This window comes from Agrobacterium sp. DSM 25558 (assembly GCF_900100825.1).
Taxonomy (GTDB): Bacteria; Pseudomonadota; Alphaproteobacteria; order Rhizobiales; family Rhizobiaceae; genus Agrobacterium.
In genome coordinates, this window is sequence record NZ_FMUD01000048.1 from 22924 (window position 1) to 33978 (window position 11055).

10 protein-coding genes are annotated in these 11055 nt (G+C 57.0%); 5 read left to right on the plus strand and 5 right to left on the minus strand.

What is annotated here, in order from left to right; all coding sequences use genetic code 11:
• The first annotated feature begins 90 nt into the window (after nt 1-90).
• Nucleotides 91-807 (plus strand): MerR family transcriptional regulator, encoded by a 717-nt coding sequence (locus DSM25558_RS25510; RefSeq protein ID WP_077107436.1) that lies wholly within the window; start codon nt 91-93, stop codon nt 805-807.
• A 66-nt stretch (nt 808-873) separates the two neighbouring features.
• On the opposite strand, the gene DSM25558_RS25515 is transcribed toward DSM25558_RS25510, so the two are convergent.
• Complete coding sequence (locus DSM25558_RS25515) at nt 874-2001, minus strand: ATP-dependent DNA helicase (RefSeq protein WP_077107437.1); 1128 nt, start codon at nt 1999-2001, stop codon at nt 874-876.
• A 202-nt stretch (nt 2002-2203) separates the two neighbouring features.
• On the opposite strand from DSM25558_RS25515, the gene DSM25558_RS25520 reads away from it, so the two are divergent.
• A complete protein-coding gene (locus DSM25558_RS25520; RefSeq protein ID WP_077107438.1) occupies nt 2204-3049 on the plus strand; it encodes an aldo/keto reductase in 846 nt (281 codons plus the stop codon).
• A 68-nt stretch (nt 3050-3117) separates the two neighbouring features.
• Here the strand turns inward: DSM25558_RS25520 and DSM25558_RS25525 are convergent, their stop codons facing one another.
• The 3 genes from DSM25558_RS25525 to DSM25558_RS25535 form a co-directional block, all read right to left on the minus strand.
• Nucleotides 3118-3438: a hypothetical protein gene (locus tag DSM25558_RS25525; protein ID WP_143240246.1), complete on the minus strand. Its 321-nt coding sequence runs from the start codon at nt 3436-3438 to the stop codon at nt 3118-3120.
• Nucleotides 3439-3511: 73 nt separating this feature from the next.
• A complete protein-coding gene (ilvN, locus tag DSM25558_RS25530) occupies nt 3512-4084 on the minus strand; it encodes an acetolactate synthase small subunit (RefSeq protein ID WP_067645387.1) in 573 nt (190 codons plus the stop codon).
• 19 nt (nt 4085-4103) lie between these two features.
• The gene (locus tag DSM25558_RS25535) at nt 4104-5897 is read right to left on the minus strand and encodes an acetolactate synthase 3 large subunit (RefSeq protein ID WP_077107440.1); all 1794 of its coding nucleotides are present in this window, start codon (nt 5895-5897) and stop codon (nt 4104-4106) included.
• 399 nt (nt 5898-6296) lie between these two features.
• Here DSM25558_RS25535 and DSM25558_RS25540 point away from each other — a divergent pair, with 399 nt between their 5' ends.
• The gene (locus DSM25558_RS25540; RefSeq protein ID WP_077107441.1) at nt 6297-8264 is read left to right on the plus strand and encodes an ATP-binding protein; all 1968 of its coding nucleotides are present in this window, start codon (nt 6297-6299) and stop codon (nt 8262-8264) included.
• A 137-nt stretch (nt 8265-8401) separates the two neighbouring features.
• On the opposite strand, the gene miaA is transcribed toward DSM25558_RS25540, so the two are convergent.
• The gene (miaA, locus tag DSM25558_RS25545; protein WP_077107442.1) at nt 8402-9298 is read right to left on the minus strand and encodes a tRNA (adenosine(37)-N6)-dimethylallyltransferase MiaA; all 897 of its coding nucleotides are present in this window, start codon (nt 9296-9298) and stop codon (nt 8402-8404) included.
• Between miaA and serB the strand changes: the two genes are divergently transcribed.
• The gene (serB, locus tag DSM25558_RS25550) at nt 9297-10187 is read left to right on the plus strand and encodes a phosphoserine phosphatase SerB (protein ID WP_077107443.1); all 891 of its coding nucleotides are present in this window, start codon (nt 9297-9299) and stop codon (nt 10185-10187) included. The genes miaA and serB overlap by 2 nt on opposite strands.
• The gene (locus tag DSM25558_RS25555; protein WP_077107444.1) at nt 10184-10741 is read left to right on the plus strand and encodes a GNAT family N-acetyltransferase; all 558 of its coding nucleotides are present in this window, start codon (nt 10184-10186) and stop codon (nt 10739-10741) included. Before serB ends, DSM25558_RS25555 begins: the two co-directional genes overlap by 4 nt.
• Nucleotides 10742-11055 lie beyond the last annotated feature (314 nt).

The following is an 11055-nucleotide window of genomic DNA, read 5'->3' on the forward strand; positions in this document are numbered from 1 at the left end:
GGAACCGACGACCTTTTGAAAGATGAACTCCCTGTGCGACGGTCCATACCCGGAAGAGCGCGCAATGAAGCCCGGTGGAGGGCCAAACCGATGCGCGATACGGAAGAACCGAAGATGTCGCTGCATCAGGATGCCTCGACTGCAAAACGCAAAGGTTTTCTCCCAGACATCCCCCAACCATCTCATATGCCACCGGAGCCGGTCGGCATTGCCGACATGGCAAACATGTTTGGCGTAACGCATCGCACTCTGCATTTCTATGAAGAGAAAGAAATCATATCCTCACGCCGTGCGGGATTGATGCGCATATATTCGCATCAGGACGTGCGGCGCATGGCAGTGGTAAATTTCTGTCGCGAGATCGGCATACCCGTCGCGACCATTCAGGACATCATGCAGAAACTGGCCGACGCGCCAACGCAGGCTGACGCTGACGCCATATTCCAGAACGTTCTGAACGCCCGCAAAAGCGAACTGGCTGGCGAAATCTCCACGGTCCGCCGTCAGATTCAGCAGATCAGTGACGTTCTTCTAACCGATGATGTTGCCACGGATGCCGATGATGATGTTATCGATGCATCCCACGTCGAGTTGGACACGCAAGAGCGAAAATGCCTGGAGTTGATGGCGGAAGGCTATGCGCCTATTCGGCTGGCACGAACACTCGGCATTTCCAGCGACGAACTCCAGAAGCTGGAAGCCAGCGTGATGGAAAAAGTCAGCGCCAATAACCGCTTTCAGGCTGTGGCCAAGGCATTTATGCTGGGCGTCATCAGCCCTGACCGGGAAGCCGCATCGCAAGACTGAAGCCTTTTAGCGATAAGAAACAAAAACGCCCGGTGCAGATGAAAAACTGCACCGGGCGTTTTTATATCAACGCACGATCGTCAGTGTTTCGGCTGCACGGGTAATGGCGGTATAGAGCCACCGCTCGCGCGAATCGCGAAATGCAAAGCTCTCATCAAACAAGACGACATTGTTCCACTGCGAACCCTGAGCCTTGTGTACGGTCAGCGCATAACCGTAATCGAACTCGTCGTAACGCTTGCGCGTCGTCCACGGTATCTCGGTTTCCGTTTCCTCGAACGCCGCCTTCAACAGTTTGATCTTCGCCGCACCGCGATCCATATCGTCGTCTTCGGGGCGTATCATCAGGTTGATACCGGGCTTTACGGTTTCGCGCGACGAACTCATCACCTGCCACAGAGAGCCGTTCAGCAATCCCTTGGCGGGGTCGTTGCGAAGGCACACCAGCTTGTCGCCGGATTGCGGATAGTCGGCAACGAAACCCTTCAGCTCGCGAAGGCGCTGATTGTAGCGGCGGCGGGTTCTGTTGGTACCGACCAGCACCTGGTCCGCGTCCAGCACAAGCCCTTGGGTCACTTCGTTTTTGGAAATCACCTGCGCGGCACCGTAGTCCCCGCGCATGATCTCCTTGCCCTCCCGCACATCCATGGCCAGCTGGATGATCGGGTTGTCTTTTGCCTGACGGTGAATTTCCGACAGCAGAAAATCCGGCTCCTGATCCGTGAAGAAGCCACCACCGGATACGGGCGGCAACTGCCCCGGATCACCCAGAACGAGGATCGGCGTGCTGAAGCTCATCAAGTCCCTGCCCAGCGCCTCATCCACCATTGAGCACTCGTCGATGATGATCAGTGCCGCCTTGGCAAGCGGGCTCTGCCGATTGATGGAAAACATGGGCGCGATGGATGTCTTGCCGGTTTCTTCGTTTTCCACCGCCTCTTCGCCGCGCGGGCGATAGATCAGAGAATGAATCGTGCGAGCATTGGTGGCCCCACGCGAGCGCAGAACCTGCGCGGCCTTGCCGGTAAAGGCCGCAAACAGCACCTCGCCATCGACATTTTCGGCAAAATGCTTGGCAAGCGTCGTCTTGCCCGTGCCGGCATAGCCGAACAGCCGGAAAACCTGCGTACGGCCTTCCTTCAGCCATCGCGAAACAGCCTTCAGGGCTTCGTCCTGTTGCGGTGAAAATTGCATGCGTTCTCTTCGCAGGATTCGAGCGTAAAGTGCAACTGAAAAAGAACGAAAGAAGAATAAAGGCGCAAGCCGAAGAGACGAAAAGAAATCGCCAAACCTCGTTGCAGCAAAGCTGAGGCGAACAAACCCATAAGTTTTGATGGATCGACCTGACCGCTCGCTGGTTTAAGATGCACACAGCGTGAAAAACCGGAGCAATGACATGTTCGATGATATCCCAACCGTTACCCTACCCTCTGGTGTCAGCATTCCCGCATTGGGGATCGGAACTTGGAACATGGGCGAGGAGCGCGCTGCCGAAATCAGCGAGATCTCCAGTATCCGCAAGTCCGTCGAGCTGGGGATGACGGTTGTCGATACCGCGGAAATGTATGCGGATGGAAAATCGGAAGAGGTCGTTGGCAAGGCGATCGTGGATATACGCGAACAAGTTTTCCTCGTCAGCAAGGTCTACCCGTTCAATGCCAGCGCGCAAGGCACAATCGATGCCTGCGAACGCAGCCTCAAGCGCCTTGAAACAGACCACCTCGACCTTTACCTGCTGCACTGGCGCGGCTCCCACCCGTTGGAAGAAACCGTCGGCGCGTTCGAAAAGCTCAAAGCGGACGGAAAGATCACCGATTGGGGCGTCTCCAACTTCGACACAGACGATATGGAGGAGCTGTTCTCGTTCACCGAAGGCAAAAACTGCGCGGTCAATCAGGTGCTTTACAATCTGTCCAGACGCGGCCCTGAATATGATCTTCTGCCCTGGTGCCAAAATCACGGCGTACCTTTGATGGCCTACTTACCGATCCAACAGGGCCAACTGCTCAAAAACCACGAACTCATCCGCATCGCCAAAGCCTATCAGGCCACGCCCGCGCAGGTCGCACTCGCCTTTCTGCTGGATCGTGATGGCGTAATGGCCATACCGAAAAGTGCCAACCCGGAGCGTGTCACCGAAAATCGCGGCGCGACCGATCTGGATATCAGTGACGATGACTGGGCTGCACTCGACGCAGAATTCCCACCGCCAACGCAGAAGGTGCCGTTGGACATGCTGTAAGGATTTTATGGGCTTGGCGCATTTTCCGGATTCAAGACGACAACCACCTGAATCCGTTTGGAGCAGACTTACCGAGTTTGGTAAAACGGCTTCAAGACGCAATAGACCGGAAACGAGATCACCATCAGGATCACACTGGCTTCATGGGTGGACGCCACGTCCGCCCATCTATCCACACGCGAAGGGCTGCCGAAAAGACCAATACCCGTGAGCGCCGCACCACCGAAAACCATCGCAACGACGATGCCAAGAACCCACCACCGCAAGACAACCAGATTGCCGTAAGCGAGATAGAGTGTGAATGCCGATCCGGCAAACATCAAAAGACCAACGGTAACGAGGTAGCTACGGCAATAGAGCGCCCATGTCTGTTGCGATTTTCGTCTCAAAGCATTCCCCTCTATATGCGAAAATGCCCGCAGCAAGACCTGCGGGCATTGTTCTTCGGGCAAAATAGCGCAGTTACATCCCCTGCGGACCGCGGTTCATGGCCGCGATACCGGTGCGGCAAATCTCGATCAGGCCCAGCGGCTTGATGATCGAAATAAACTGGTCGATCTTTGAAGACTTGCCGGTGATTTCGAAGATGAAATGCTCCACCGTCGCGTCAACCACCTTGGCCTGAAACGCATCGGCGAGACGCAAGGCTTCGGCGCGGTCTTCGCCCGAACCGGCGACCTTGATCAGCGCGACTTCACGCTCGATCGGACGCTCCTGCCCCATATCGCGGGCGCGCACCGTCAAATCGACAACCGTGTGAACCGGAACGATGCGTTCCAGCTGCGCCTTGATCTGTTCCAGCACACCCGGCGTGCCGCGCGTGACGATGGTGATGCGTGACAGATGCGCTTCGTGCTCCGTTTCAGAAACGGTCAGGCTTTCGATGTTGTAGCCGCGACCGGAAAACAGGCCGATGACGCGGGCGAGAACGCCCGGCTCATTGGCGACAAGGACCGATAGCGTGTGGTTTTCAACGGTTTCCGTTTCCTTCTGAATGAAGTAGGCCGAACCGGTAGGCTGTAGATGTGCGTTCATATCCGTATTCCTCTCCAGATCAGACTAGCTGACGGCCTTTGGCGTCGATTGCATTGGCAACGGCTTCGTCGGTTGCTTCATCCGGCAACAGCATCTCGTTATGCGCCTTGCCCGATGGGATCATCGGGAAGCAGTTGGCAAGATTGGCCACGCGGCAATCGAAGATAACGGGCTTGTCGACCGCAATCATCTCGGCAATCTTGTCGTCCAATTCCTTCGGGTCATCGCAATACATGCCGACACCGCCATAGGCTTCCGCCAGCTTGACGAAATCGGGCATGGCTTCCGTGTAGGAGTTCGACAGGCGGTTGCCATGCAGCAATTGCTGCCACTGGCGCACCATGCCCATATATTGGTTGTTCAGGATGAAGATCTTGACCGGCAGGCTGTACTGGATAGCGCAGGACATTTCCTGAATGCACATCTGGATCGACGCATCGCCAGCGATATCGATGACCAGAGCTTCCGGGTGCGCAACCTGAACGCCGATAGCGGCTGGCAGACCGTAACCCATGGTGCCGAGACCGCCTGAGGTCATCCAGTGGTTCGGCTCTTCGAAGCCAAAGAACTGTGCTGCCCACATCTGGTGCTGACCGACTTCCGTGGTGATATAGGTGTCGCGGCCCTTCGATGCCTCATACAGACGCTGGATGGCGTATTGCGGCATGATGACATCTTTGGAATTCTTGTAGGCGAAGGAATTGCGCGCGCGCCAGCGGGTGATCTCCGCATTCCACTCTTCCGTCTGCGCCTTCGCAGGCTTAGCTGGCAAGGCCCGCCACAAACGAACCATATCTTCCAGAACACGCCCGACATCGCCAACAATAGGAACATCAACGCGAACGTTCTTGTTGATCGAGGATGGATCGATATCGATGTGGATTTTCTTGGAGTTGGGTGCGAATGCATTCAGACGCCCGGTGATACGGTCATCAAAACGCGCCCCGACACAGACCATGACGTCGCAATCATGCATCGCCATGTTGGCTTCATAGGAACCGTGCATGCCCAGCATGCCCAGCCATCTTTCACCCGATGCCGGGTAACAACCCAGACCCATCAGAGTCGAGGTGATCGGGAAGCCGGTCAGTTCAACCAGTTCACGCAGCAAACGAGTGGCTTCCGGGCCAGAATTGATAACGCCACCGCCCGTATAGAGGATCGGACGCTTGGCCTTGGACATCAGTTCGATGGCAGCATGAATGGCGTTCAGGTCGCCCTGAACCTTCGGCTTGTAGCTCTTCTGCTGAATGGCAGCCGATGGCGGCGTGTAGGTGCCGGTGGCGAACTGAATGTCCTTGGGAACATCGACAACAACTGGGCCGGGACGACCGGTCTGGGCAATGCGGAAAGCCTCGTGGATGATACCAGCCAGTTCATTGACGTCCTTCACCAGCCAGTTGTGCTTGGTGCAGGGACGCGTGATACCGACGGTATCGCACTCCTGAAACGCATCGGAGCCGATCAGCGATGTTGGAACCTGGCCGGAAATGCACACCAGCGGGATCGAGTCCATCAACGCGTCCTGCAGCGGCGTAACGGCATTGGTGGCACCGGGACCGGAGGTTACCAGCATAACGCCGACCTTACCGGTGGAACGGGCATAACCTTCAGCGGCGTGGCCTGCACCCTGCTCGTGGCGCACCAGAATGTGCTGGATATCGTCCTGCTGGAAAATCTCGTCGTAAATCGGAAGAACCGCACCGCCGGGATAGCCGAAAATATGCTCGACGCCGTTATCCTTCAGCGCGCGCAGAACGATTTCCGCGCCCGTCATGGTGTTGCTGTTATCAGTAGTGTCCTTATCCGTCATTGCCTGTTCCATCCCGATTTGGCTTTGGATATCGTCGAGCCATTTGGCCCGTGTGAAGACATAAAAAAAGGCCCCTTGAGGAGCCTCGTTTAGCGCATGGGTGCTTTCGCCGGATGGTTACACCATCCTGCCCATGCGCCGTCCCACCACGATAAGTACGTTAAGATTTTTCATGGGCCGGAGTGTTAGACACAAAACCGATATCCGTCAACGCATTCTGCGGAAAAAAATCCGCATTTATTCCATTTATTGCGAACAGGCGACATTTGACGAAATAAAAATACGCTCCGATTACACCAGTTGTTAAAAGCAATCTTATAGACTTGGCTGAATGACCGGGACCAACCCGCAAAGGGCCGACTTCAAATAAGGCCGACAGACCTATGACAGGGGCGAGACGTGTTTAACGACGACCTTCGCAAATCGGCAAAAGCAGGCGAGCAGGACCGCCGCGACGACGTGACGGCAGCAAACCGGCTGCTCGGCCACGTCATTTCCTGCAACGGTTCCCGCGCGACGATTTCCGCCACGACCGAGCCCGGCAAGACGGACCTTGCCGAACTATGGTCGGTTGGTCGCCTGATCTCCATCGACCTTGGCGAAACCCGCGTCGCGGCCTTGAGTTACGCCATGAAAACCGGCCAGATCGAGTGGTCGGCCAGTCGCAGCAACACCCTGTTGATCGACGTCGAACTGCTGGGCGAGATTTACCGCGCGCCTGACGGTAGCGAGCGTTTTTCCACCGGCATTTCCCGCTACCCCTATCTGGGAGCCATTGCGCACCGCATTCGCTCGAGCGACCTGATGCGCATCTACGAAAATACAGGCGGTGGCACCTGTGTCGTCGGTCGCCTGACGCAGGATGACAGCATCGACGCGACGATCAGCATCCCGCAAATGCTGTCCAAGCACTTTGCCGTTCTCGGCTCGACCGGCGTCGGCAAGTCGACCGCAGTCTCTCTGCTGCTGAACAAGGCAATCGAGAAGGACCCGAAACTGCGCGTGCTGATTCTCGATCCGCACAATGAATATGCCGCAGCCTTTCCGATGTCATCAGTGGTCATCGATACCGATACACTGGACCTGCCCTTCTGGCTGATGAAGTTGGAAGAGTTTACCGAGGTGCTCTACCGCGGACGTAAGGCCGTTTCCGAAGAGCTTGATATTCTGCGCGACCTGATACCGGAGGCGAAACGCGCCTTTCGCGGTTCGGACAACTCCGTCATGCGTCGCGCCTCGGAAAAGTCCTCCCTGACATCGGATACGCCCGTCCCCTACCGTATTGCCGACCTTCTGGCCTTGATCGATGAGCGCATCGGTCGGCTTGAGGGGCGTGATGAGAAACCGGTGCTGCGAAACCTCAAAATGCGCATCATGTCGGCCATCAATGATCCGCGTTATCACTTCATGTTCTCCAATAGCACGATCAGCGATACGATCATGGAAACGGTGGCGCATATCTTCCGCGTTCCCGGTGATGGCAAACCGATTTCGGTGTTCCAGCTTGCCGGCATTCCGTCGGAAGTGGTGAATTCCGTGGCCTCCGTTCTCTGCCGTATGGCGTTTGAACTGGCGCTGTGGAGCCAGGGTGCAATCCACACGCTGGTTGTCTGCGAAGAAGCGCACCGCTATGTGCCCGCTGATCCCGAACTCGGCTTTTTCCCGACGCGACAGGCCATTGCCCGGATCGCCAAGGAAGGCCGAAAATACGGCGTCTCGCTCGGCATCATCACCCAGCGTCCGGGAGAACTGGACCAGACCATCCTGTCGCAATGCTCCACCGTGTTCGCCATGCGGCTATCCAATGAAAACGATCAGGAAATCATCCGGTCGGCCATACCGAACTCATCCGTCTCCACCACCAGCTTCCTCTCCTCGATCGGCAATGGCGAAGCGATCGCCTTTGGTGAGGCCATCAACGTTCCCATGCGCATCCGCTTCGACCGCGTAGCCGACCATAACCTTCCCAAGGCGAACGGCGTTATGCCCCACATTGCGGAGGATACGCCCGATACGGTCGATCTTCGCTCCATCGTCAAACGGATGCGCGCCGTCACCGGCCCCGATATTTCCGGCTTCCGCCAAAGCTACGACGCAAAAATCGCCCAGGATGCGAATGATGAAGAATTCGACAGCTGGAAGCGCGAGTTCAACGAAGAGAGCAACAGCAGCGAGCCCTACCGGCCGGAAATGCTGCCGAGGAGTTCGGTGTTTTCCGCAAAGGCGCAGATGTCCGCAAGTGTCGCACCAGTGCGCGAAAATATCCAGGACTTAGCGCCGCGTTCTTTCATCGCCGAAGAGCCAAGATCGTCTTTGCGGGATAGCCTGATGAAGAAGCCACTTGGGAGTCTTTATCGGAAGGATTGAGTTGGCGTAATGAACCGTCATCCCGCACTTGATGCGGGATCCAGTGCGATCAAGTCCTTGATCGCAAAAGACTCTTTAGCACCGCAGACGCGGTGCTGCTGGATACCGGCTCAAGGCCAGTATGACGGAAGGGGTGTCTAAGGCCCCACCCTCTCCCAATCCTCCCCCATCTGGTTGCGAAACCATGTCATCTGCCGCTTGGCATATTGTCGGGTCGCCGCCGCAGCTTTTTCGATGACCTCGGCCTCGTTCATGCGCCCCGCCAACATCTCCGCAATCTGCGAAACGCCGATGGCCTTCATCACGGTGGCGTCAGGGAAAAGGTCGAGTGCCAGAAGCGCCTGCACCTCTTCCACCGCTCCGCTCTGCATCATGCCCGCAAACCGCCTGTTGATGCGATCATGCAGCACTGCCCTTTCCGGCAGCACTACGAATTTTTGCGCGCGCGCCGGATCGATGATGACGGGGCCGCTAGCGTGCTGAAACGTGCGGATTGATTGGCCGGTGGCTTCCAGCACTTCCAGTGCACGCACGATGCGCTGGCCATCGGTGGGGCGAAGGCTGGATGCGATCTGCGGATCGCGCGTGGATAGCTCATCATAGAGCCCTGTCGGCCCGTCCTCGACCAAACGCTTTCGGTAGCTCTCGCGGATTTCAGGCGGGATCGTCGGCATATCCGAGAGGCCGCCCGTCAGCGCCTTGAAATAAAGCCCCGTGCCACCAACGATGACCGGGAAACACCCCTCGCCGCGCAGTGTTTCGAGCAGCGTCGTTATCTCCCGCAGCCACTCCCCTGTGGAGTAAAGCGTCGAAGCAGCGACATGCCCATAAAGATGGTGCGGCACGTCCTCCATGTCTTCTGACGAAGGTCGCGCTGTCAAAACCCGCAGCGTGTCATAAACCTGCATGCTATCGGCGTTGATAACGACACCATTTTTCTCCCGCGCCAGCCGAAGCGCAAGCGCGGACTTGCCGCTTGCCGTCGGGCCGGTTATCAGGATCGCATCGAATTCGTCAGCAAGGTTTTTCATCATGGCTCTGGTTGCCACGCTTATCGCCAATCCGTCAAATCCTGTTCTGAATTCCACGATCGCCGAAAGTGCCGCCAAGGCACTGGACGCGTCAGGCCTCTACTGGCTGGCAGATGGGATTGCCTGCGATCTGGTGCTGCGCGACGGCACTGATCTGGCAGCGGCGGAACGCGTGCTGCGGATGGCGATCGTTGACCGACCCATCGATATCGCCATTCAGGACCAGGACAAGCGCCGCAAGAAAATCCTCATTGCCGATATGGATTCGACCATGATCGGCCAGGAATGCATTGATGAGTTGGCCGCCGAAGTGGGATTGAAAGACCAGGTCTCCACCATCACCGCCCGCGCCATGAACGGTGAGATCGCCTTTGAACCTGCCCTGCAGGAGCGCGTCGCACTGTTGAAAGGCCTGCCGATTTCCGTGGTGGACGAGGTCATCGAAAAGCGTATCACGCTGACCCCAGGCGGCATGGAGCTGATCGCCACGATGAAAGCCAAGGGCCACTACACGGCACTGGTATCCGGTGGCTTCACAGTCTTTACCAGCCGCATCGCGGCAACGCTGGGCTTCGATGAAAACCGCGCCAATATTCTGGGCGAAAAAGACGGCCTTCTCGACGGCACCGTGGCAGAACCGATTCTGGGCAAACAGGCCAAGGTCGACGCGTTGAACGACATCGCTGCAAAGCTCGGCATTACCCCTGAAGATGCGATTGCTGTCGGCGATGGTGCCAACGACCTCGGCATGTTGCACCTAGCCGGCTCAGGAGTGGCAATCCATGCCAAGCCCGCCGTCGCAGCGGAAGCGAAAATCCGCATCGACCACGGCGACTTGACGGCGCTTCTGTATCTTCAGGGTTATCGCAAGGCTGATTTCGTTACCCCATGATCTTACGAGGAACACCAAGGCTGATCCTGCGGGAATGGCGAAAAACAGACCGCGACCTTTTCCGGGAGATCAACGCCGATCCGAAAGTGATGGAGTTTTTTCCCACCGCACGCAGTCACGCCGAATCCGATGCCGCACTGGAGCGCATCAACGACATGATCCGCGCCACCGGTTTCGGCTTCTACGCGCTGGAACTGCGTGAAACTGCTGAACCGATAGGATTTTGCGGCATAGCCCCCGCCAATCTTGAAGGCATATTCCCGCTCGGCACGATGGAAATCGGCTGGCGGCTGGCAACCCGTTTCTGGGGCCACGGCTATGTTACGGAAGCCGCAAAATCGATGCTGGCAATGGCGTTCGATGAAAAGAAAAAACCGGAGATCGTCTCCTTCGCAGTCCGCGATAACCTGCGCTCGGTCTCCGTCATGAAACGGATCGGCCTCATCCGTGATCCATCCCGCGATTTCGACCATCCGCGTGTGCCGGAAACCCACCCGCACCTCAAGCCGCATGTAACGTACGCGCTGACGCTGGACCGGTGGCTGGGGAAGTGAGTGGAAAATGTCCTCTTTAAACTCCGTCATACCGGGCTTGACCCGGTATCCAGCAGCGCCGCGTCGGCGGTGCAAAAGACTCTTTTGAGCTGACAGACGCGGCGCAGGCTGGATCCCGCATCAAGCAACCGTGGACGATCAAGTAAAAGCAGGGTCTGTTTTTGCGATTGCGTTGAGGATGGTTATGAGCTTTCGGATTGTTGCGACGATGGCGATCTTAAAGGTTTTTCCGTTGCTGCGCAGGCGCTGGTAGAAAGTGCCGAGAATGGGATCCTTGATCTTGATTGCGCTCAGCGCGGCCATGTAGGCAATGT